Origin of the sequence: Sporichthya sp. (assembly GCF_013815995.1) — a bacterium.
Lineage (GTDB): Bacteria > Actinomycetota > Actinomycetes > Sporichthyales > Sporichthyaceae > Sporichthya.
The window spans coordinates 1-21,433 of record NZ_JACDFE010000048.1 but is presented as its reverse complement, the minus strand read 5'-3'; the positions used below and the strand labels follow the sequence as shown (position 1 = coordinate 21,433).

Here is a 21,433-nt window from a genome sequence, read left to right as displayed (position 1 = left end):
GCAGCGTCGAGGACCGCGCCATCCGGGCCAACTCCGCGCGCTGCTCACTACTGACCGGCAACGCCGGTGCTGTCTTGATCGGCATGATCAATCATACCGCGCTAATTCACAGACAGACCACTAGCTCGGGTCGGGCTTGCCCGCAGTCGAGGCCTCGGATGATGTGGAGGACGTGGTGACGTCGTCCCCGCCCTCTTCCGGCGCGGGCGTGGTCTCCCCAGCGGTGCCCGGGGTCGGCGTCGGGGGGGGCTCGGTCCCGTCGGACGTCCCCTCGGGGAGCGCCGGGCCGTAGGTCGACTCCTCGGACAGGATCTGGCGGACCATGCTGCGGATGGTCGGCAGCTGCGCGTAGAGGTACTTGCCCGGGCACTCGGTCTTCCCGGCATCGGTGTGGCCGGAGATCCGGATGAAGTCGACGGCCGTCCCGGACCGGTAACGCGAGGTGCCACCGCCGGCCGAGACCAGTTCCACGATCGAGAGCGGGTCCAGGCTCGGGCCGTCGCCGGTAAGGGAGAACTTCCAGGCGATCACCCGGGCGAGCGCGGCGACGGTCTCCGCGCTCGGCTCGGTCTTGGTGTAGTCGCCCATCACCGAAACGCCGAAGCTGTCGGAGTTGAACCCACCGGTGTGAGCGCCGAGAACGGTGCGGTCCACCCCGCCGGCCCGGCCCTCCCAGATTCGACCGAACCGGTCGACGAGGAAGTTGTAGCCGACGTCCGACCAGCCGCGACCCTTCACGTGGTAGGCGTAGACGCCGCGCAGGATCTTCGGCACGTCGGCCGGGGCGTAGTCGTTGGTGCCCGCGGTGTGGTGCACGAAAGCGGCCTGGATCGGCCCGGTGAAGCGTGGGGTCGCGTTGCGCAGCTGCTCGGCGGCGCCCCAGTCCTTGCGCCGGTAGACGGTCGGCCAGGCGATGGTGGCGTGGGCCTGCGAGGCCACCCGCGGCACCGAGCCGACGGCAGCGTCAGCGGCCGAGCGACCCGGATCGACGAGCATCGCCTGCAGGCCGGTCGGAGCCGGGCCGCGCAGGCGGTCCAGTCGGAACTGGAAGGCGTCGGAGTTCGGAACCCACAACGGCGCGGTGCCTTCTCGCTCCTCGACGGCGACGGTCTGCGGGTCGGCCGCAAGCTCGTCCGCGTCGCCGTCGGGCCCGTCGCCGTCCGCCTCCAGCGCAGACCACGCGGTCCAGGCGCCGTCGTGGCGGGTACGGACGCTGAGCTCGAAGCCGTGCTCGACCGGTTCGACCGTGGGCTTGTCCCAGGTCAGGCCGATCAGGGAGAAGGCTTCGGTGAAGTTGGCGGGGCTGAGCAACCGCTCCCGCACACCGGTGACCTCCGCGGGCAGCGCCCGCTCGGTGAGCTCGGCCGGCGCGAGGGAGATCTCGACGATCTTCGGCTCGACGGCGTGGGCAGAGGCCCCGCCCGGCAGACCGACGACAGGCGCGGCGACCGAGGCCGTGGACGCGGCCAACGTCAGAATGAGGAGGGCGGGGGTAATCCGCATTGCGTGGTGCTCCTGTGACTGGAGTTGTTTATGGTGCTGTTGTTACTGGTGGGATGAAATCCCAGAAACAACACCCGTCACAATGGTTCGGCGCGAATTACAAACCTGGAATTTGCGGCCGCCGCGCGCCTACAACCAGGTCGTTCGGTGAGCGGACACAAATAACAGCCGTGGAATTCATCAGGCCCGTGGTTACCAATCGGCGGCAAAAAGTCCCGTGACCAGCTGAAATACAATGGTGTTATTAGTCCGCCCGGGTGACCCGGCCGTACAAAAAGGGCCGCGCGTAAACGCGAACTTGCTCCACGGTCGGCGGACGCGTCGCGTGGAATCTGTCAGCTGTCGTTTCAGCTCTCTGAGCGGCCCGGCTCGACCCGCGGCGGCGGGGCGGGTTCGTCGTCCAGGTCCGACAAGCTCGGCCTGGCGGCCGGCTTGGCGGCAGGCTTGGCGGCAGGCTTGGAGGTGGCTTGCGTCGGCACTGTGCTGGACAGACCCCCGTCCTCTGCATCGCGCCGGGCGCGGCGCGCGGCCCGGCGGGCGCGGCGGGCCATCGCCTCGCGCTCCTCCTCGGCCTTCTCCCCGACCGCCCGGTCCACGTCGTCCATGTAGTGCTGCAGCACGTCCTCAACCGGCCCGTCGTCGATCAGGCGACCGTGCTGCAGATAAAGCCCGCGCTGGCAGAACCGCTCGATCTGCTGCTCGCTGTGCGAGACCAGCACGATGGTCTTGCCGGACCGGCGCAGGTCCTCCATGCGGTCGAAGCACTTCTGCCGGAACGCCCGGTCCCCGACCGAGAGCACCTCGTCGACCAGCACGATCGGCCGGTCGATGGTGGTGATCACCGAGAACCCGACCTTCGCCTTCATCCCGCTGGACAGGTGCCGCAACGGGGTGTCCAGGCGGTGGCCGATCTCGGCCCACTCGACGATCTCGTCGAACCTGCGCGCGATCTGCTTCTTGGTCAGGCCCTTCAGCCCGGCCGCGAGCCAGATGTTGTCCCGCACCGTCAGGTCGCCCACGAAGCCGCCGGTGACCTCGATCATCGGTGCCACCTGGCCACGCGTCTTGATCACGCCCTCATCGGGGATCATCACGCCGGCGATGAGCTTGAGCAGCGTCGACTTGCCGTGGCCGTTCGCGCCAACCAGTCCGACGGCCTCGCCGGGCGCGATCGAGAACGAGACGTCCCGCAACGCCCAGAACTCCTCCGGGCCGCGCTCGCGCTTGGCGGCCCGACCCGCGGAGGTGAAGGTCTCCCGGGCGCGGGCTTTGAACGGCCGCTGCCGGTTCGCCCGGAACTTGATGCCCAGCCCGGTGGATTCGATGATCTTCGAGGGCGCCGGCTTCCGAGCCGCCATCAGATCTCCTTGAGCACGGCCGGCTCGAGCTTGCGGAAGATGTACACGCCCAGCACGAGCAGGACCACACAGGAGATCCCGCCGCGAAGCGCGACGGTGAAGGGCATGTCCTCGTTGGGGAAGAACCCGACGCGGTACAGCGTGAGGATCGTGGTGAACGGGTTCCACGCATAGATCTGCTTGAACCACTCGGGAATCTGGTCGTTCTCGAAGATGGCGAACGAGCCGTAGATGACTGGGCACATGTAGAGCAGCACCCGGTTGGTCACCCGCATCAGTCGCTCGATGTCGGGGATCATCACCGCCATCGGGGCCAGCGCCAGCGCGATCCCGAACAGCGCCATCCACTGCATGCCGATCGCTATCGGGAAGAACACGATCTTCCAGTTGACGCCCTGCTGGAAGCCGAGGACGAAGATCAGCAGCACCGGGATGGTGAACATGAACTCGATGAACCTCGAGCCGATCAACCGCAGGATCCACAGTTCGCGGGGAACGTCCACCGATCGGATCAACCGGGCCTCACCGGACAGGGTCCGGGTGGAGCCGGCGATGCAGCCCTGCGCCCACTGCCAGGGCATCATCGCCAGCAGGAGATAGAGCAGGTAGGGATCGCCGGCGATCGCCTTGCCGCGGTTGAAGATCACGTCGAAGACGAACCAGTAGACGAGGCCCATCATCAACGGGTCGAGCACGGTCCAGACGTAACCCAGCGCCGAATCGGAGTAGCGGACCTTGAGGTCGCGGTTGATCAGCAGGAAGAGGATGCGGCGGCGCTGCACGATCGTGCGGTAGCGCCCCAACCCCAATCCCAGCGACGCCACGACGTCCGCTCCCTCTCTCGGTGCACCCCGTCACTCCGGTCAAGCGACCGGCGGACTCAAACCCGCAGGCCAGGTTACTTGCCGCGGAGCCCGAGCCCGGCGAAGACGTCCAGCATGGCGGCTGTATCCACGTCCCAGGTGTCCGAATCGTCAGGATCCCGGGGGTCGCTCCCGGTCCCGATGCCGGCCCGGGTGCCGATCGGGACGACCGCGTCGGCGCGGCGCAGGGCGTACTCGGTCATCCGGCGCCGGGCGCCGTCGCCCGGGTCGTCCCCGCTCCCGACCGAGATCACGTAGGGATGCCGGTCGGCGAGCGCCCCGAGCAGGGCGTAGCCGCCCACGCGATGGGCGTGCACCACGTCGGGCCGGGCCGCATCGAGCAGCGCGCGCAGCCGGGTCACCGTGCCCGGCGAGGCGACCGACCCGCGCAACGTCGGCAGATAGGCGGTGCGGACCCCGGGCCGGGCCGGACCCTCCTCACGTTGGGTGTCCAGGCTGATCGCGTACACCTCGATGCCGCGGCCGGCGTAGAAGTCCGCCCAGCGCCGCGTGAGCGGGCTGTCGGCCGGGGCGAGCAGGGCCACGCGCATCCGGCGCTCGGAGCGCTCCAGCGGGGCCGGGCCGGCGGTGTGGGTGCGCTTGCGCAGCCGCTCGACGTTGGTGACGAGGCGTTCTGACCGTTCGTCACCGACGCGGCGGCGGGCCGATCCGGCCAGCCGGCGCACCCGCTCTCCCGCGCTCACCTCTCCAGGTCGCTCGGCTCGGCGAGATCGCGCGGGCTGAGCAGGTAACCCAGGCCCCAGGACAGGTGCATCGTCGTGTAGACCACCGGCAGCGCGGCCGCGCCCGCGGGCGGCAGTCCCTTGCTGGTGGCCGCCGAGCCGGCGGCGACGGCGGCCACGTAGCCGAGCGGGCCGAGCAGGCCGATCCGGTGACCGGTCAGGGCGAGCACGGTGCCGCCGACCACCCCGACCACGGCAGCCGGCGCGGCCAGATAGCGCGCGCTCGCGGTGCCGCGGTGCCGGCGGGTCACCTCGCGGCGCCACTGGCCCGTCTTGAAGAACTGCTTGGACAGCGCCCGCAGGTCAGCGCGCGGACGGTAGGTCACCCGCATCTCCGGGGTGAACCACACCGTGCCGCCGGCCCGGCGAATCCGGTAGTTGAGCTCCCAGTCCTGGGCCCGGCGCATGTCCTCGTCGAAGCCGCCGACCCGGTCGAGCATCTCCCGGCGGAAGACGCCGAGGTAGACGGTCTCGACGGGGCCGGCCTCGCCACCGAGGTGGAAGCGGGCGCCGCCGATGCCGAACCAGCTGCGCATGGCGCGGGCCACGGCCTGCTCGAACGGCGTGACGCCCTCGGCCGCCATCACCCCGCCGACGTTGTCCGCGCCGCTGCTCTGCAGCGCCTCGACCGCGGCGCGCACATAGTTCGGCGGCAACATCGAATGTCCGTCGACGCGGACGATGATCGCCGCGGCGGTCGCCGCGATGGCTGCGTTGAGCCCGCACGGCGTCGCGCCCGTCGGGTTGGGCACGGTGCGGATCCGCGGGTCTGCGGCGGCCAGGTCGGCGGCCACCTCGTCGGTGCCGTCGGTGGACGGGCCGAGCGCGAGCACGATCTCCATCTCGCCGGCGTAGTCCTGGGCCAGGATCGCCTCGACGGCGGCGCGCAGGTGCCGACGCTCGTTCAGGACCGGCATCACCACCGCGACGGCGGGCCTGGTACCCAGGGTTCTGCCGGCCTTCGACAGATCGGCCTCGGCGACGCGGGGCTCAGGAATACTTGCAGGTGTCATCGATACTCACCGATTCACCTGGGACCACGTTGTCCGCGGACAGGCTCGGGGTGGCGCTCGCGGTCGGCTTCTTCTTCTTTTTCTTCGGCGTCTCCGACGGCGTGGGCGTCGGGGTGGGCTTCTCCGAGTCGAGCAGCGCCTTCTGGACCTGGGCCCGGATGTATTCGATGTCCGGCGCGGCCGGGTCGATGGCCGGCGGGATGAACTGGACGCTGGTCATCTTCTGGTTCTTGGCCTCGCTCACCACACCGATCAGGCGCTTGACCGCGTCGATCGACAGGTCGGTGGTCAGCACCTGCTTGGAGGCCTTGGTCAGCTTGGTGTAGTTGAACAGGATCTTGGCCGGGTCGGCCGCGCGCAGGATGGCGCCCATCACGCACTTCTGCCGGGTGATCCGGTCGTAGTCGTCGGTGGAGGACCGGGACCGCGCGTACCAGAGGGCCTTGTAGCCGCTGAGCTTCTGCAGGCCGGGCTCGATGTAGCCGCGGATCGGCATCGCGACCCCGGACATGCTCGTGCCACCACCGATCGGCAGCCGCTGCTCGACCCGGATCGTGACCCCGCCGAGAGCGTTGACCACGCTCTCGAAACCCTCCAGGTTCACCAGCCCGTAGTAGTGCACCGGGATCCCCATCGTCTGCGCGACCATCTGCATCATCGCCAGCGCGCCCGGGTCCTTGGCGCCCTTGAAGAACTCGGGGTGCTCGGAGCCGTAGGTGTAGATCCCGAAGGCGAAGTCCGGGTAGCCGTTCGGGAACTGGGCCGCCATCGGAGTTTCGGGCGGGAACGGCGCGTACTGCAGGTTCCGCGGCAGCGAGAACAGCACGGTCTTGCCGTTGGAGACGTCGATGCTGGCCAGCGTGATCGAGTCGGTACGGATACCGGTGCGGCCGTCGCCGCCGTCGCCGCCGAGCAGCAGGATGTTCAACCGGCCGTTGTAGAGGTCCTTGACGCCGCCGGTATCGAACGTGGTCTCGAGGAAGTTGCGGTGGGTCTGGATCAGGTTGGCGCTGTAAGCGGCCGGGGTGGCGATCAGGCCCATGAGGACCAGAGACAGGATCGAGACCGTGAGCCGGTGGCTCTTCACCAGGGTCGGCGGGCGACCCAGGCGCCAGGCGTCCATGAACAGGGCGAGCCAGCACAGGCCCAGCACCACGATGCCGGTCTGCAGGGCGATCAGGGCCCAGGATTCGAAGCCGAGCTCGAGCAGGCCCTCCTTGCCCTCCCGCCAGACCACGATGACCGTTCCGACGGCGAGGATGCCGAGGACGCGCAGTGCCGCCCGGCCGACGGCCTTGTTGCCGCACATGAGCTGCGCCGAACCGGGCAGGACCAGCGTCATGCACAGCAGCACGAGCGCACGGCGGAACCGGACCAGTTCCGACCGCCGGCCGACATCGGCCAGCTTCGAGCTCTGCACCTGCTGATCTCCTTCGGCATGGAGGGCTGCCGGGTGGGACGTGACGGGCGAGTCCTCAGTATCCGCGCGGGGCGCGCGCGGGGCGTGCATATCGTCGCGAGTCGTCCTGTGTGGATGCTTTTCTGTCGATCATGCAAACGTCAGGAAGCGCACCGTCGACCACTTGCACCCCAGGTGTCGCTGCGCCGCCGGCCACATCGCTGGGGCTGACAGCATGGCTCCCAAGCATAAGGAGGGAATCGTGCGGCGACTGACGGTGCTGGGAACCGGTTACCTGGGCGTGACCCATGCGGCCTGCATGGCCGAGCTCGGGTTCGAGGTCCTGGGAATGGACGTCGACGCGGCGAAGATCGCCACTCTTACCGCGGGTCAGGTGCCGTTCTATGAGCCTGACCTGCAGCCTCTGGTCGCCAAGCACCTGGACAGCGGGCGGTTGCGTTTCACCACCTCCTACGCCGAGATCGCCGAGTTCGGCGACGTCCACTTCACCTGCGTCGGGACCCCGCAGAAGCGCGGCGACCTGGCGGCCGATCTCACCCAGGTGGACGCAGTCGTGGCCGGCCTGGCCCCGCATCTGACCCAGCCCTGCCTGGTCGTCGGAAAATCCACGGTCCCGGTAGGCACCGCCGAGCGCCTGGCCGAGTACCTGCGTCAGCACGCTCCGGCCGGCGAGGCGGCGGAGCTGGCCTGGAACCCGGAGTTCCTCCGCGAGGGCTTCGCCGTGGTCGACACGCTCAAGCCGGACCGGTTGGTGGTCGGGGTCCGCACCGCGAACGCCGAGGCGATCCTGCGCGAGGTCTACGTCGAGCTGATCGACGCCGGGACCCCCTTCCTGGTCACCGACTACCCGACCGCGGAGCTGGTGAAGGCGGCGGCGAACGCGTTCCTGGCCACCAAGATCTCGTTCATCAATGCGATGGCCGAGGTCTGCGAGGCCGCCGGGGCCGACGTCACCGCGCTGGCCGACGCGCTCGGGCACGACCCCCGCATCGGGCGGCGGTTCCTCAACGCCGGGCTCGGCTTCGGTGGCGGCTGCCTGCCCAAGGACATCCGGGCCTTCATGGCCCGCGCCGGCGAGCTCGGCGCCTCCGAGGCCCTGACCTTCCTGCGCGAGGTCGACGCCATCAACATGCGCCGCCGGGCCCGCACCGTCGAGCTGGCCCGCGCGGCCTGCGGCGGCACCCTGCTCGGGCGCCGGATCGGCGTCCTCGGCGCGGCCTTCAAGCCCAACTCCGACGACGTACGGGACTCCCCCGCCCTGTCCGTGGCCGGCCAGCTGCAGCTGCAGGGCGGCCTGGTATCGGTTTACGACCCCAAGGCCATGGAGAACGCCGCCGCGCTGTTCCCGACCCTGAACTACGCCGGCTCGGCCACCGAGGCCTGCGGGCGCGCCGACCTGGTCCTGCACCTGACCGAGTGGCCGGAGTTCGTCGCCATCGACCCCGCCGCCCTCGGCGAGGTCGTCGCCAACCGCGTCGTCCTCGACGCCCGCAACGCCCTCGACGCGGCGCGCTGGCGCGAGGCCGGCTGGACCTACCGGAGCCTCGGCCGCCCTTGACTTTGCCCCTACGTCCGAAGGGCCGTGCGCTATATCGCTCGCCCCTTCGGACGTAACACGGTGTCAGGTCCGCGTTCTAGGGTGTGCTCGCAGCCGGCCCGAACCTCGAAAGGCGATCCACATGACGACGACCAGCTCAGCCGATCTCGACCAGCTCCGCTCCTCAGTCAAGGGCGAGGTGCACGCGCCCAGCGACGCCGGCTACGACGAGGCACGCACGATCTGGAACGCGCAGATCGACCGGCGGCCGGCCGCGGTCGTGATGGCGACCAGCACGGAGGACGTGGTCGCGGCGGTCGGATTCGCGCGGGCGGCAGGGCTGGAGATCTCGGTGCGCGGCGGCGGGCACAACACCGGCGGCTACGCGGTCGGGGACGACGGGCTGATGATCAACCTCGCGCTGCTGAACTCCGTCGAGGTCGACGTGGAAAACAAGCGCGCGAAGGTCGGCGGCGGGGCGCTGCTCTCCGACCTCGACGGCGCGACGCAGGCGCACGGCCTGGCCACCCCCGGCGGCATGATCAGCCACACCGGCGTCGCCGGGCTGACTCTCGGCGGCGGCATGGGCTGGCTGACCCGGCTGCACGGGCTGACCATCGACAACCTGACCGGGGCCGAAATCGTGCTGGCCGACGGCCGCGTGGTCTGGGCGTCGGAGAACGAGCACGCGGACCTGTTCTGGGCGCTACGGGGCGGCGGCGGCAACTTCGGCGTGGTCACCACTTTCGAGTACGCGCTGCACCCGGTGGGCCCGATGGTCTCAGTCGGCCTGTTCTTCTGGGAGGCCGAGCGGGCCACCGAGGCGCTGACGATGTTGCGCGACCAGGTCCCGACCCTGCCCCAGGACTCCAACGTCATCATCGGCCTGCTGAATGCGCCGCCGGCGCCATTCGTCCCGGCCGAGCACCACTTCAAGCCGGGCGTGCTGCTCGTCCTCGTCGGCTTCGGCCCCCCCGAGGACCACGCGGCGCAGTGCGGTCAGATCAGTGGCGTGCTCACCCCGCTGTTCGAGTTCGCGACGCCGATGCCCTACGTGGCGCTGCAGCAGCTGCAGGACGAGGCCACCGCGCACGGTCAGTTCAACTACGAGAAGGGCACCCAGCTGCCCGAGCTCAGCGACGCCGTCATCGAGGTGTTCGTCAACCACCTCGGCCGGCGCGGCATCCCGACCTCGCAGGTGCTCTTCTACCGCCTCGACCACGCCTACTCCGCCGTCGAGGAGAACGCGACCGCGTACGGCGCCACCCGTACCCCGCGCTACGCCACCATGCTCGTCGCGATGACGCCGGATCTGGCGGCCTGGGAGTCCGAGCGCGAGTGGGTGCGCAACCTGTGGACCGACCTGCAGCCGTACTCGCTCGGCATCGGCGACTACATCAACAACATGGTCGAGTTCGACGCCGAGCGGGTCCTGGCCTCCTACGGCCCGGAGAAGTACGCCCGCCTGGCCGGCATCAAGGCGGTCTACGACCCGCAGAACGTCTTCCGGCGCAACGTCAACATCCCACCGGCCGGCTGAGCCCCGCCGGCGCGATGCGCGGTGCCAGAGACCCCCGAAAGCGCAGCCCAGCACGCGGTCTCCGGCGCGGGGAGTGCCACAGTGCGCTTTCGGGGGTGAACAGCACGCCCGCGGAGCTGACGGTATGTCAGGGCTTCAGCGTGTCGCCCGGGTCGCCGGCCAGCTTGTCGACGCCGGGGCCGCCGGTCAGGGTGTCGGTGCCCTCACCGCCCTGGAGCTTGTCGTTGCCGGCGTCGCCGCGGACGTCGTCGTCACCGAGGTCGCCGTAGAGGGTGTCGTTGCCCCGCCCACCGCGGACCAGGTCGTTGCCGCCGTTGCCGGCCACCCGGTCGTTGCCGGCCCCGCCGTCGAGGCGGTCGTTGCCGTCGCCGCCGCAAAGGATGTCGTTGCCGCCCAGGCCCTTGATGGTGTCGTTGCCGCCCTGACCCCGGATCAGATCCTTGCCCGCGGTGCCCTTCAGCACGTCGTTGGCGTCGGTGCCGTTCTTCACCTTGTAGCCGGCCGGGACAGGTGCGCCGGGCTTGCAGGCGGAGTCGGTGTTGCCGGAGCCGGGCCGGCCCCAGTCCCACGCGGTGTCCTCGCCGGCACCGACGATCAACGCAGTGGCCGGGCCGGAACCGTCGCCGGCCGCGACGAACACGTCGCCGTCGTCGCTGTTGCGGGTGGTGGAGAACGCGACCCGGCTGCCGTCCGGGGAGAAGAAGGAGTAGATGTCCGTCGCGACATCCGCGTCGACGTCCACCGCACCGGAGCCGTCGGCGTTCGCCACCCGCACCGCGAGGTATCCGGGCGGGTCGAAGGTGTAGGTCAGCTTCTTGCCGTTCGGGGAGTAGCGCGGATAGAAGGCGCTGCCGTCCTTGAGCTGGGTGAGGTTGGTGCGGCCGCTGCCGTTGGCCTTCATCGACCAGATGTCGGTCCGGCCGGGGGAACCCTCGGCGGTGAACGCGATCCGGGAACCGTCCGGGGCAAAGGTTCCGAACGCCTCGTTGACCGACGGGGTCTTGGTCAGGTTCGTCTGGTCGCTGCCGTCGGCCTTCATCGCCCACAGATCGCTGCTCGCCCCGACGGCGCGGGTGTAGAGGATGCGCGAGCCGTCCGGCGAGAACACCGGGTGCGACTCGTCGGCGGCCGCGGAGGCCAGCTCGGTCTGGCCGGACCCGTCCAGGTTCATCACCCAGATGTCACTGCTCTCCCCACGCTTGGAGGCGAACACGATCCGATCGCCGTCGGCCGAGAAGCTCGCGAACCGGTCGGCGCCCTTCGCTGTGGTCAACTGCTGGAGCGCGGAGCCGTCCGGGTTCACCGCGTAGAGGTCGAGGTCGCCGCCGCGGTCGGAGGAGAACACGATGCGCCCGTCGGCGTTGGTGGCCGGCGCCGCCGGGTCCCCGGGGTCCGCCGCAGCGATACCACCGGCCAGACCGGTCAGGGCCAGGGCGGCGGCCAGGGCCGTACCGCCGACTCGACGGGACGAATTCCGCAAACCGTACGCACCGCTCATGGGCGGCAACCCTACGTCGTCACGGCGCCGAGGGCAGCCCTGGTGAGGCGAGGAGGGAGTCAAGGATCACGGAGCCGTGGAACGGTTCGGTGCCCGCCACCAGACGCAGGCCCTTGAGCCCGCCGTACTGGGCGGCATAGGCCAACGCGCGGGCGATGTCGGTGATGATGTTCGCCCCGGGCGGGTCCAGTGCGATCTCGGACAGGCTGCCGATTGCGCGCCCCTGCGGATCCAGGTACGGGCCGCCGGAATCCCCCGGGACGCCGGGGGTCAGCGAATAGATCACGTGCGCCCGGCCGCCGGGCTCGGAGCGGACCGCGATCGACTGCTTCGGCGCCAGGGGTTCGAGGCCCTGGCGCAGCGGCGAGTTCCCCCAGCCCGTGAGCAGGTCGCCGCCCTGGGTGCCGTCGCTGTTCAGACCGGTCGGGCCGCCGAACAGCGGCATCGACGGGTTCACCGCGCCGATCGCAGCGGCCGGGATCTCGATCAGGGAGAAGTCGTTGTAGCGGCACAGGTCCCCGGCCGGCTCGGCCCGGTCCTGCATCGTCTGCCAGCTCGAGTACGCGAGCTTGCCGGTCACGCCACTGTCCCCGAGCTTGACCGGCGTGCCGAGCGGCTGCTGCTTGCCGTAGCCGCAGCTGACCGGGTCGATCTCGGTGGAGTCCGTGGGGTCCTGCGCGCAGTGCCCGGCCTGGCCGAGGTAGACCCGGCCCTTGTCGTCGGTGAAGACGAAGTTCGCCGTGCACATCGACCCGCCGGTGTCGGTCATGATGCCCGGCCGGATCGGTGCTCCCACCGGCCCGAACGCCGGCCCCTCGACGATCTCGGCGGCGTGCGCTGTCTCCGGCGCGGCCAGCGCCGCGGTCCCGGCCGTGCCCAGGGTCAACGCAGTCAGCGCGCCGACCAGCGACCGGCGCACGTCAGGCCTTCCGGTTGCGCACCGTGGCGCCCTTGGCCTTGGCCTGGGCGCCGAGGTCGGCCTGGAAGTCGCGCATCCTGCCCTGCAACTCGGGATCGGACACGGCGAGGATGCGGACCGCGAGCAGGCCCGCGTTGCGCGCATTGCCGATCGCGACGGTGGCGACCGGAACCCCCGCGGGCATCTGCACGATCGAGAGCAGGGAGTCCAGCCCGTCGAGGTTCTTCAGCGGCACCGGGACGCCGATCACCGGCAGCGGCGTGACGGCCGCCAGCATCCCCGGCAAGTGGGCCGCTCCCCCGGCGCCGGCGATGATCACCTTCAGCCCGCGCCCGGCCGCCTTCTGCCCGTAGGCCAGCATCTCGGCCGGCATCCGGTGGGCGGAGACCACATCGGCCTCGTAGGGCACGTCGAACTGGCTGAGGGCGGCCGCGGCGGCCTCCATCACCGGCCAGTCCGAGTCGCTGCCCATCACGATGCCGACGATCGGCCCGCCGGGCGCTTCAGCCATCGATCTCTCCTCGCAGGAACGCCGCCGCGTGCCGGGCACGCTCCAGCAAGTCGTCAGGGTCGGTGCCGGTGACGGTGACGTGACCGACCTTGCGGCCCGGCACCATCGTCTTGCCGTAATTGTGGATGTGCAGCCCCGGGTCGTGGGCCAGGCAGTGCAGATAGCCGTCGTAGAGGTCCGGGAAGCGCACGGGGTCGTCGGCGCCGAGCACGTTCGCCATCACCGCGTGCGGCGCGCGCATCGCCACCTCCCCCAGCGGCAGATCCAGGACGGCGCGCAGGTGCTGCTCGAACTGACTGGTGACCGCGCCCTCGATGGTCCAGTGCCCGCTGTTGTGCGGCCGCATCGCGAGCTCGTTGACCAGGACCCCGGCCGGGGTGTCGAACAGTTCGACCGCGAGCATCCCGACCACCTTGAGCTCCGCGGCGATCGCCAGCGCGGCGCGTTGCGCGGCCAGGGCGTGCTCGTCGGTGATCGGGGCCGGCGCGATCACCTCACGGCAGATGCCGGCCCGCTGCACCGTCTCCACCACCGGGTAGACCGCGGCCTGGCCGTGCGGGCTGCGCGCGACCTGCACCGCGAGTTCGCGGGTGAACGCCACCTTGGCCTCGACGAGCAGCGGACCTCGGGGCAGCCAGTCCTCTGCTTCCGCCGCCGCGTCGATCAACCGGACGCCGCGGCCGTCGTAGCCGCCGCGAGGGGTCTTCACCACGACCGGCCAGCCGAGGTCGGCGCCGAACTCCTCGATCTCCGCCACCGAGGAGACCAGGGCCCAGGCCGGGCACGGGATACCGGCGCCGGAGAGGCGCTCCCGCATCGCGACCTTGTCCTGGGCGTGCACCAGGGCCTCGGAGCCCGGCCGGACGGCGACGCCCTCGGCCTCCAGGGCGGCCAGGTGCGCGGTGGGGACGTGCTCGTGGTCGAAGGTGATCACGTCGCAGTCGGCGGCGAAGGCCCGCAGGGTGTCCAGGTCATCGTGATCACCGATCACGACCTCGGCCGCGATCTTGGCGGCGCTCTCGGCCGCCGAGCGGGCGAGCACACGCAGCCGGACGTCGAGGGCGATCGCCGCCTGGGCGGTCATCCGGGCCAGCTGGCCGCCGCCGATCATGCCGACGACCGGGCGGCTCACCCGCGGCTCATCGGACGGGACCAAGATCGACGGGGTTGCGATGCGATCACGCGCACACGGTATCCGCGGCGGCGCACGCATGAGCGCGGCGGGCAACGGGTAGATTGTCCCCTCGAGTCGGGCGTCGGCCCGCAGGTGATGGAGGTCTGACGCCCCGTGAACTCCGTTCGCACGCTCGTGCGCGCGCTGTACGCGCGGGTCGAACACCTCATCCACGAGCTCGCGAAGTTCGGCATCGTCGGGGCCATCGCGTTCGTCGTCGACGTCGGCACCTTCAACCTGCTGCGCAACGGCGCCATGCACGACCGGCCGCTGACCGCCAAGGTCATCTCGACCATCCTGGCCACCACCGTCGCCTTCGCCGGCAACCGGCAGTGGACCTTCCGGCACCGGGAGCGGGCCGGGCTGCGGCGCGAGTACATGCTGTTCTTCGTCCTGAACGCGGTCGGGCTCGCCATCGCCCTGAGCTGCCTGGGCGTCTCGCACTACCTGCTGGACTTCACCAGCCCGTTGGCCGACAACCTCTCGGCCAACGGTGTCGGCATGGTGCTCGGGACCATGTTCCGGTTCTGGTCCTACCGCAAGTTCGTCTTCACCGCCACGGCGGTGCCGCGGGCCGAGCCGACCGCCGATCCGGTCGCCGCCTGAGCCTCTACGGCTCGGACTCCAGCAACTCCGCCTCGTCCGGTGGCCCCGTCGGCGTCGCGTGCCGAAGTTCGTCCTCCAGCAGGTCGAAGGCGCCCTCGACGGTGCCGGCCCACCGCAGCAGTTCCGCCGAGGCCGGCCGCATGAAGCCGTGTTCGACCAGGACGCGGATCTGCTCGCGCAGCGGGTCGTAGAGGCCGTCAGGATCGACGACAACGACGGGGCGGTCGTGCATCTGCAGCACCCGGGCGACCCAGATCTCCAGCAGCTCCTCGAGCGTTCCGATCCCACCGGGCAGCACCAGGAACGCATCCGAGCGCGCGTCCATCTCGCCCTTGCGGGCCCGCATGTCCTCGGTCACGACGAGCTCGTCGGCGTCGTGGTCGGCGACCTCCCACTCGACGAGGGCGCGCGGGATCACCCCGGTGGTGTGAGCGCCACCGGCCCGGGCGGCGCGGGCAAGTGCACCATCGCCGAGATCGAGCCACCGCCGGAGATCAGCGAGTGGCCCCGGGCGGCGATCGCAGCGCCGACCTCGGCGCCGAGTTCGACGTACTTCGTCGCAATCGCCTCACTGGAGGCGCAGAACACGCAGATCCGGGCCATGCGATCTACGGGTACGGGTTCAGCGGAGCGCGGGCCTGCCCGGCGCGGATGTCGGTGGCCAGCGCGTCGGTCGCCTCGATCTCCTGGCGACGGCGTTCCTCGTCGGCGTCCTTCATGATGTGCACGACCCGGTCGACGTCGTCGGTGATCTCGATCAGGTCCATGTCGTGCGGGGAGATCTTCCCGGCCTCGACCAGGCGGTTGCCGAGCCAATCGATGAGGCCCGCCCAGTAGGCGGTGCCCATCAGCACGAGCGGGAACCGGGTCACCTTGCCGGTCTGCACCAGGACGAGGGCCTCGAACAGCTCGTCGAGGGTGCCGAAGCCGCCGGGCATGAACACGAAGCCCTGGGCGTACTTGACGAACATCGTCTTGCGGACGAAGAAGTAGCGGAAGTCGATCCCGATGTCGACGTAGGAGTTCAGGCCCTGCTCGAAGGGCAGCTCGATACCCAGGCCGACCGACTTGCCCCCGCCCTCGACGCAGCCACGGTTGGCGGCCTCCATCACCCCGGGGCCGCCGCCGGTGATGACGGCGTAGCCGGCCTTGGCCAGCTGGTGCCCGAGGCGGCGGGACAGCTCGTACTCGGAGTGGTCGCGCGGGGTGCGGGCAGACCCGAAGACGGTGATCGCGGGACCGATCTCGGCCAGCAGACCGAAGCCCTCGACGAACTCGGCCTGGATGCGCAGCACCCGCCAGGGGTCGGTGTGCACCCAGTCGGTGGGGCCCGAGCTGTCCAGCAGGCGCTGGTCGGTGGTCCCGGCCTGGGTGGAGAAGCGTCGTCGCAGGATGACCGGGCCCCGGTGGCGCTCCGGCGGGCGGCCCTGGTTGTTCTCATCCGTCATCCCGCGACCGTACCCGGCACCCCGGCGCCGCGTTGAAGGACGCGCGTCAGCCCGCGGCAGCCTTGGCGATGGTCTCGCCCACCTCGTCCGGCCGCGAAATGAACGGCGAGTGCGAGGCGTCCATCCGGGACCAGGGGTGCACAGCCGCGAGTCCGATTTGAGGCGATTCGCGGCGACGGCCGGGGCGCGCAGCAGCGTGGCGTGGATCACACTTTCGCCGGATTTCGGACGCTGTCACGCGGGGCCGACAGCATCGTGAGCCCGCTTCGGATCTCGAGGCGAAAAGGTCGCTTAGATTCGCCGGGTCCGGACAGGGGCGCTCGATGACGACGCCCGGGCCAAGAAGCGGCCGGTCCTTCCGGAACCCCCGGCCGCGGGACGTCCTTTCCCGCCCATGCGGTCGGTCGTTGCCCCCTCACATGTCAGGCGGGATGCAGGCAAGCCGTGTCCTTCGGGGCCGGCGGCACAGTCCTGCGGGCGTCCGAGGATTCAATGAGTCTGCCCAAACGCGCGGCCGGGATCACCCTGGCTGCGACCCTCACCCTCCCTGTTGCCGCTTCTACCCTCGATCTCCGTGGTTCAAGCCAGGCCGAGGCCACGACGACCGTCGCCGCCGTCGAGCGCGCGCCGGCCCCCTCGCCCCGGGCCAATCGCGCCGCCGCCCGTGCCGCACTCAGCGAGCGCACCATCAAGGTCGCCTCGCGCTACAAGGGCGTGCCTTACCGCTTCGGCGGAACGACGCCCCGCGGCTTCGACTGCTCCGGGTACACGCGCTTCGTCTTCGCGAAGCTCCACAAGAAGCTCCCGCGCACCTCGCAGCAACAGTTCAACGCCGCGCACCGGGTCAAGCACCCCCGCGTCGGGGACCTGCTCTTCTACCACTCGGGCAGCCGCAACGGCCCCGTCTACCACGTGGTGATCTACGCGGGCCACAGCCGCGTCTGGCACGCGCCCAACCCGGGGACGCGCGTGAAAAGGGGCAAGATCTATGCGCAGCACTGGACGGCCGGGCGATTCTGACGCGCAGTCAGTTGCTTCCACCGCAACTGAACGACAGGGTTGAGAACAGGGTGACGCGACGCCCCGGTTCTGGCGCCTCCTGAGTCACAACCCTGTCGCTCAGTTGTTCCCGCGAGGAAGCGTCAGCCCGTAAGCCAGGCGCGCAAGGTGTTCTCGCACTCGCGGATCTCCTCGACCGGGACGAACTCGTCGCGGGTGTGGGCCAGGCTCGGGTCGCCGGGGCCGTAGTTGACGGCGGGGACGCCGAGCTCGGAGAAGCGGGCGACGTCGGTCCAGCCGAACTTCGGCGCCGGCGGCTTACCGGTGACGGCGAGGAAGGCCGCAGCGGCCGGGCGGGACAGGCCGGGCAGGGCGCCGGGGGCGAGGTCCTTGCACTCCACCTCCCAACCGGCGAACACCGCCCGGACGTGGGCCAGCGCCTCGTCGGCGGAACGGTCGGGAGCGAAGCGGTAGTTCACGGTGACCACACACTCGTCCGGGATGACGTTGCCCGCCACACCGCCGCGGACCCCGACGGCGGACAGGCCCTCGTGGTACTCCAGCCCGTCGATCAAGGGACGCCGCGGCTCGTACGCGGAGAGCCGGGCGAGGATCTCGCCGGCCGCATGGATCGCGTTCTCGCCCTTCCAGGCCCGGGCGCTGTGGGCGCGCACCCCGCGCGTGGTGACCTCGACCCGCAGGGTCCCCTGGCAGCCGGCCTCGACGCCGGCGTTGGACGGCTCCATCAGCACCGCGAAGTCGGCGGTCAGCCAGTCCGGGTGCGCGCGGGAGAGGCGGCCGAGGCCGTTGAGTTCGGCGGCCACCTCCTCGTTGTCGTAGAAGACGTAGGTGACGTCGCGGACGGGGTCGGGCAGGGTCGCGGCCAACGTCAGCCCGACCGCCAGGCCGCCCTTCATGTCGCAGGCGCCGAGCCCGTAGAGCCGGTCGCCGTCGAGTCGGGCGGCGAGGTTGCCGGCCTCCGGGACGGTGTCGAGGTGGCCGGCGATCACCACCCGCTCACCGCGGCCGGCGGTGGTCCGGGCCACCACGGAGTCGCCGTCGCGGTCGACCGTCAGGTGGGGGCAGGCCAGCAGCGCGCGCTCGACGGCGTCGGCCAGCGGGCCCTCCGTGCCGCTCACCGACGGGCGGTCGACGAGGTCCGCGGTCAGGGAGACGACATCGGAGTTCAGATCGAGGTCGGCCCCCGCGTCGCGCGCCATGGCGCCACGGTAGCGATCAGCCAGCAGAACACAGGCGCGCTGGGTAACTTTGGCGCCGTGACCGACACCTCCCTCTCCGGCGCCTGGGGACACGGCCTGGCGACCATCGCCGAGTCCGACGGCCGGATCCTCGACACCTGGTACCCCTCGCCCGCTCTGGGCGCCCCCGACGGGAGCGCCGCCCCGCCCGAGTTGGCCGCGCTGGCCGGCAAGGACGACCGCCGCGGCGTGCGGTTGGAGGTGGTCCGGACGGTGATCGGGTCGCTGGCCGACCCGCCCGTCGACGCCGCGGACGTCTACCTGCGCCTGCACCTGCTCTCGCACCGCCTGGTGCGCCCGCACGGGCAGAACCTGGACGGCATCTTCGGCCTGCTGGCCAACGTGGTCTGGACGAACTACGGCCCGTGCGCGCCGGAGGACTTCGAGACCACCCGCGCCAAGCTGCGGGCGAGCGGCCCGGTCCAGGTCTTCGGGGTGGACAAGTTCCCGCGGATGACCGACTACGTCGTCCCCACCGGCGTCCGGATCGCCGACGCCGACCGGGTCCGCCTCGGCGCGCACCTGGCGCCGGGGACCACGGTCATGCACGAGGGCTTCGTGAACTTCAACGCCGGCACCCTCGGCACCTCGATGGTGGAGGGCCGGATCTCGGCGGGTGTCGTGGTGGAGGACGGCGCCGACATCGGTGGCGGCGCCTCGATCATGGGCACCCTGTCCGGCGGCGGGAAGACCGTGATCACCGTCGGCAAGGGCGCGCTCATCGGGGCCAACGCCGGGCTGGGCATCCCGCTCGGGGACGGCAGCGTGGTCGAGGCCGGCTGCTACATCACCGCCGGCACCAAGGTGAAGCTCCCGGACGGGCAGGTCGTCGCGGCCCGCACGCTGTCGAACGAGCCGAACCTGCTCTTCCGCCGCAACAGCGTCACCGGAGCGGTCGAGGCCAAGGCCCGCACCGGCGAGTGGGGCGGGCTGAACGCCGCCCTGCATGCCAACGACTAAACGGCGTAGTCCCGCCCGGACCTTCGTGGCGGTGACCGCCTCTCTCGTACTGCTCGCCGCGCTCGGCCTGGTCGTCGTCCGCATCGCGGCGAACCGCATCGTGTTCCAGGAAGCGTGCACGGCCAGCGCCGGCGGAGCGAAGGCTCGGGTCAGCGTCGAGCAGGCCGAGAACGCGGCGACGATCGCCTCGGTCGCGGCGCGTCGCGGCCTGCCGGCCCGGGCGGCCACCATCGCGCTGGCGACCGCCCTGCAGGAGTCGGGGCTGCGCAACCTCGCCTACGGCGACCGGGACTCCCTCGGGTTGTTCCAGCAGCGCCCGTCGCAGGGTTGGGGCACCGAGGAAGAGGTGCAGGACCCGGTCTACGCAGCCGGCAAGTTCTACGACGCCCTGGTCAAGATCGAGAACTACAAGACGATGAACATCAACGACGCCGCGCAGGAGGTTCAGCGCAGCGGGCACCCCGAGGCCTACAACAAGCACGAGACCCGGGCCCGGGCCCTCGCCTCGGCGCTCATGGGCTACTCGCCGGCCGCGTTCTCCTGTGCGATCCGCCCGGACGGGGTCGAGTCCCAGGAGCCGGGCAGCGCCGGCCTGACCGGACGGGCAGCACGAGCGCTGACCGCGATCGAGACCGCCTTCGGCGACCAGGAGATCGGCGGCTACGCCCCGGGCGGCGTGACCAGCGGCCACACGGAGGACTCGGCCCACTACGCCGGACGGGCGATCGACGTCTTCTACCGGCCCGTCAACCAGGGCCAGCGCCGCGACGGCTGGGCCACCGCGCAATGGCTGGTGGCCAACGCCGAGCGACTGGAGGTCGCCACCGTGATCTACGACGGCCGGATCTGGACCGCCCGCCGGTCGGTGCAGGGCTGGCGCGACTACACGCCCCCGAACGGGGCCACCGACGACACGACCCTGATGCACCGGGACCACGTGCACCTCGATGTGCGCTGAAACACCCCACAGAGGGGCCCTGATCAGCACTTATGGGTGTGACTGGGGACATTCTTGCCAGGTCGACATGGTTCCCATCACTATCGGGGAACTAAAGTCGAAAGTTGTTCACTGAGTCAGCGCTGAGGAGTCACCTTGTCCAACCCTGACGGGCCTGCGACCCCTGGCAGCGAGGGCGGCAACGAAGGCGGCAACGAGAACGCCGAGAACGGCAACGGAAACGGCAGCAATGCCCGGTGGGTTGTCGCCGCCGTCATCGCCATTGCCTGCCTGGCCGCGACCCTCTCGCTGATCGGCCGCCTGGCCCAGGACGACAAGGACGACACGGCCGTCGCCGGCGAGGGTGTGCCGGTGGCCACCGCGAGCCCGACTCCGCGTCCGACCTCGACTCCCACGCCGAAACCCAGCGCGAGCGCCTCGCCGTCCGCGACGTCGACCGCCACCTCGGCCGCGACCTCGAAGCCGACCTCGAAGCCGACCTCGGCCGCGGTTGCCGGGTCCGGTTCGAGCGCGACAGCCTCCGAGGACGAGTCCGCGGAGCCGACCAGTGCCTCGGCGACCACGAGCGCGCGGCCGACGTCCTCCTCCGGCACGGGTGGCGCGCTCTCCGCCGCCGGCTCCGGTTCGGCTTCCGAAGCCGATGAGGACGAGACGGCGACGCCCACCGCCACCGCGAGCCGGCCCGCAGCCGTGGCGGGCTCCGGTTCGAGCTCGACCGCCTCCGAGGACGAGTCCGCGGAGCCGACCAGCAGCGCGAGCGCCTCCGCCAGCTCGACGGCCAGCTCGACGGCCAGCTCGACGGCCAGCTCGACGGCCAGCTCGACGGCCGGCAGCAGCTCGGGTTCGGCCAGCGCGTCGACCGATGACGACTCTGACGTGGCCTCCGACGACGTCCCGAGCGGCGCGCCCGCGACCGGGTTCGGCGGCACTGCCGACGGCGGCGACAACATGCCGCTGATGGCCGGCGGCCTGATCGCGCTGCTCGCGGCCCTGGCGGTGTCCGTGGTCGCGCTCGAGCGGCGACGGGGCTGAGCTGAGCCCGGCGGGGACCCCCGAAGGCGGGGAACGAGACGCGCGCACCGACCGGGTGACGCTGGTGTCCCTCGCCGTCGCCGCGGCTCTCG

The 21,433-nt window shown here is 70.8% G+C and carries 19 protein-coding genes and 1 pseudogene; 7 read left to right on the top strand and 13 right to left on the bottom strand.

Annotated features, from left to right (window positions below):
* Nucleotides 1-120: 120 nt before the first annotated feature.
* The 6 genes from H0X00_RS07885 to H0X00_RS07860 form a co-directional block, all read right to left on the bottom strand.
* Nucleotides 121-1,503 carry an N-acetylmuramoyl-L-alanine amidase gene (locus H0X00_RS07885; RefSeq protein WP_293768781.1) on the bottom strand — a complete coding sequence of 461 codons (1,383 nt, stop codon included), beginning with the start codon at nt 1,501-1,503 and terminating at the stop codon, nt 121-123.
* Nucleotides 1,504-1,850: 347 nt separating this feature from the next.
* On the bottom strand, nt 1,851-2,861 hold the full coding sequence (locus tag H0X00_RS07880; protein ID WP_293768779.1) for an ABC transporter ATP-binding protein: 1,011 nt from the start codon (nt 2,859-2,861) through the stop codon (nt 1,851-1,853).
* Nucleotides 2,861-3,685 carry an ABC transporter permease gene (locus H0X00_RS07875; RefSeq protein ID WP_293768777.1) on the bottom strand — a complete coding sequence of 275 codons (825 nt, stop codon included), beginning with the start codon at nt 3,683-3,685 and terminating at the stop codon, nt 2,861-2,863. Before H0X00_RS07875 ends, H0X00_RS07880 begins: the two co-directional genes overlap by 1 nt.
* A 74-nt stretch (nt 3,686-3,759) precedes the next feature.
* Complete coding sequence (locus tag H0X00_RS07870) at nt 3,760-4,428, bottom strand: glycosyltransferase (protein WP_293768775.1); 669 nt, start codon at nt 4,426-4,428, stop codon at nt 3,760-3,762.
* A complete protein-coding gene (locus H0X00_RS07865; protein ID WP_293768773.1) occupies nt 4,425-5,480 on the bottom strand; it encodes a glycosyltransferase family 2 protein in 1,056 nt (351 codons plus the stop codon). The genes H0X00_RS07870 and H0X00_RS07865 overlap by 4 nt, the downstream gene beginning before the upstream one ends.
* Nucleotides 5,458-6,900: an LCP family protein gene (locus H0X00_RS07860; protein WP_293768771.1), complete on the bottom strand. Its 1,443-nt coding sequence runs from the start codon at nt 6,898-6,900 to the stop codon at nt 5,458-5,460. Before H0X00_RS07860 ends, H0X00_RS07865 begins: the two co-directional genes overlap by 23 nt.
* A 238-nt stretch (nt 6,901-7,138) precedes the next feature.
* On the opposite strand from H0X00_RS07860, the gene H0X00_RS07855 reads away from it, so the two are divergent.
* Together H0X00_RS07855 and H0X00_RS07850 are read left to right on the top strand one after the other, a co-directional pair.
* On the top strand, nt 7,139-8,458 hold the full coding sequence (locus H0X00_RS07855) for a UDP-glucose/GDP-mannose dehydrogenase family protein (protein ID WP_367186491.1): 1,320 nt from the start codon (nt 7,139-7,141) through the stop codon (nt 8,456-8,458).
* A gap of 121 nt (nt 8,459-8,579) precedes the next feature.
* Nucleotides 8,580-9,977 (top strand): FAD-binding oxidoreductase, encoded by a 1,398-nt coding sequence (locus tag H0X00_RS07850; protein WP_293768767.1) that lies wholly within the window; start codon nt 8,580-8,582, stop codon nt 9,975-9,977.
* Nucleotides 9,978-10,104: 127 nt separating this feature from the next.
* Here H0X00_RS07850 and H0X00_RS07845 read toward each other — a convergent pair whose 3' ends face one another.
* Genes H0X00_RS07845 through H0X00_RS07830 form a run of 4 tightly spaced genes read right to left on the bottom strand, consistent with a single transcriptional unit; the run spans nt 10,105 to nt 14,037 of the window.
* Nucleotides 10,105-11,475 carry a hypothetical protein gene (locus tag H0X00_RS07845; protein ID WP_293768765.1) on the bottom strand — a complete coding sequence of 457 codons (1,371 nt, stop codon included), beginning with the start codon at nt 11,473-11,475 and terminating at the stop codon, nt 10,105-10,107.
* A gap of 19 nt (nt 11,476-11,494) precedes the next feature.
* On the bottom strand, nt 11,495-12,394 hold the full coding sequence (locus H0X00_RS07840) for a serine protease (protein WP_293768763.1): 900 nt from the start codon (nt 12,392-12,394) through the stop codon (nt 11,495-11,497).
* Nucleotide 12,395: 1 nt separating this feature from the next.
* Nucleotides 12,396-12,905 (bottom strand): 5-(carboxyamino)imidazole ribonucleotide mutase, encoded by a 510-nt coding sequence (gene purE, locus H0X00_RS07835; RefSeq protein ID WP_293768761.1) that lies wholly within the window; start codon nt 12,903-12,905, stop codon nt 12,396-12,398.
* Nucleotides 12,898-14,037 (bottom strand): 5-(carboxyamino)imidazole ribonucleotide synthase, encoded by a 1,140-nt coding sequence (locus tag H0X00_RS07830; RefSeq protein WP_293768759.1) that lies wholly within the window; start codon nt 14,035-14,037, stop codon nt 12,898-12,900. The genes purE and H0X00_RS07830 overlap by 8 nt, the downstream gene beginning before the upstream one ends.
* Nucleotides 14,038-14,193: 156 nt before the next feature.
* Here H0X00_RS07830 and H0X00_RS07825 point away from each other — a divergent pair, with 156 nt between their 5' ends.
* Nucleotides 14,194-14,685, top strand: coding sequence for a GtrA family protein (locus H0X00_RS07825; RefSeq protein ID WP_293768757.1), 492 nt, complete (start codon nt 14,194-14,196; stop codon nt 14,683-14,685).
* 4 nt (nt 14,686-14,689) lie between these two features.
* On the opposite strand, the pseudogene H0X00_RS07820 reads toward H0X00_RS07825, so the two are convergent.
* Both H0X00_RS07820 and H0X00_RS07810 read right to left on the bottom strand, forming a co-directional pair.
* Nucleotides 14,690-15,288: pseudogene (locus H0X00_RS07820) on the bottom strand (TIGR00730 family Rossman fold protein).
* A gap of 5 nt (nt 15,289-15,293) precedes the next feature.
* Nucleotides 15,294-16,133 (bottom strand): TIGR00730 family Rossman fold protein, encoded by an 840-nt coding sequence (locus H0X00_RS07810; RefSeq protein WP_293768751.1) that lies wholly within the window; start codon nt 16,131-16,133, stop codon nt 15,294-15,296.
* Between the two features lie 492 nt (nt 16,134-16,625).
* Between H0X00_RS07810 and H0X00_RS07805 the strand changes: the two genes are divergently transcribed.
* Nucleotides 16,626-17,153, top strand: coding sequence for a C40 family peptidase (locus H0X00_RS07805; protein WP_293768749.1), 528 nt, complete (start codon nt 16,626-16,628; stop codon nt 17,151-17,153).
* Nucleotides 17,154-17,275: 122 nt separating this feature from the next.
* On the opposite strand, the gene dapE is transcribed toward H0X00_RS07805, so the two are convergent.
* On the bottom strand, nt 17,276-18,352 hold the full coding sequence (gene dapE, locus H0X00_RS07800; protein WP_293768747.1) for a succinyl-diaminopimelate desuccinylase: 1,077 nt from the start codon (nt 18,350-18,352) through the stop codon (nt 17,276-17,278).
* 57 nt (nt 18,353-18,409) lie between these two features.
* Here dapE and dapD point away from each other — a divergent pair, with 57 nt between their 5' ends.
* The 3 genes from dapD to H0X00_RS07785 all read left to right on the top strand — a co-directional run bounded on the left by dapD (nt 18,410) and on the right by H0X00_RS07785 (nt 21,341).
* A complete protein-coding gene (gene dapD / locus H0X00_RS07795) occupies nt 18,410-19,351 on the top strand; it encodes a 2,3,4,5-tetrahydropyridine-2,6-dicarboxylate N-succinyltransferase (protein WP_293768745.1) in 942 nt (313 codons plus the stop codon).
* A 31-nt stretch (nt 19,352-19,382) separates the two neighbouring features.
* A complete protein-coding gene (locus H0X00_RS07790; protein ID WP_293768743.1) occupies nt 19,383-20,309 on the top strand; it encodes a hypothetical protein in 927 nt (308 codons plus the stop codon).
* Between the two features lie 135 nt (nt 20,310-20,444).
* Nucleotides 20,445-21,341 carry a hypothetical protein gene (locus tag H0X00_RS07785; protein WP_293768741.1) on the top strand — a complete coding sequence of 299 codons (897 nt, stop codon included), beginning with the start codon at nt 20,445-20,447 and terminating at the stop codon, nt 21,339-21,341.
* Nucleotides 21,342-21,433: the final 92 nt, after the last annotated feature.

Coding starts and splice junctions, on each gene's coding strand:
- H0X00_RS07885 (WP_293768781.1), bottom strand. CDS start 1,503: ATGCGGATTACCCCCGCCCTCCTCATTCTGACGTTGGCCGCGTCCACG.
- H0X00_RS07880 (WP_293768779.1), bottom strand. CDS start 2,861: ATGGCGGCTCGGAAGCCGGCGCCCTCGAAGATCATCGAATCCACCGGG.
- H0X00_RS07865 (WP_293768773.1), bottom strand. CDS start 5,480: ATGACACCTGCAAGTATTCCTGAGCCCCGCGTCGCCGAGGCCGATCTG.
- H0X00_RS07850 (WP_293768767.1), top strand. CDS start 8,580: ATGACGACGACCAGCTCAGCCGATCTCGACCAGCTCCGCTCCTCAGTC.
- H0X00_RS07845 (WP_293768765.1), bottom strand. CDS start 11,475: ATGAGCGGTGCGTACGGTTTGCGGAATTCGTCCCGTCGAGTCGGCGGT.
- purE (WP_293768761.1), bottom strand. CDS start 12,905: ATGGCTGAAGCGCCCGGCGGGCCGATCGTCGGCATCGTGATGGGCAGC.
- H0X00_RS07810 (WP_293768751.1), bottom strand. CDS start 16,133: ATGACGGATGAGAACAACCAGGGCCGCCCGCCGGAGCGCCACCGGGGC.
- H0X00_RS07805 (WP_293768749.1), top strand. CDS start 16,626: ATGAGTCTGCCCAAACGCGCGGCCGGGATCACCCTGGCTGCGACCCTC.
- dapE (WP_293768747.1), bottom strand. CDS start 18,352: ATGGCGCGCGACGCGGGGGCCGACCTCGATCTGAACTCCGATGTCGTC.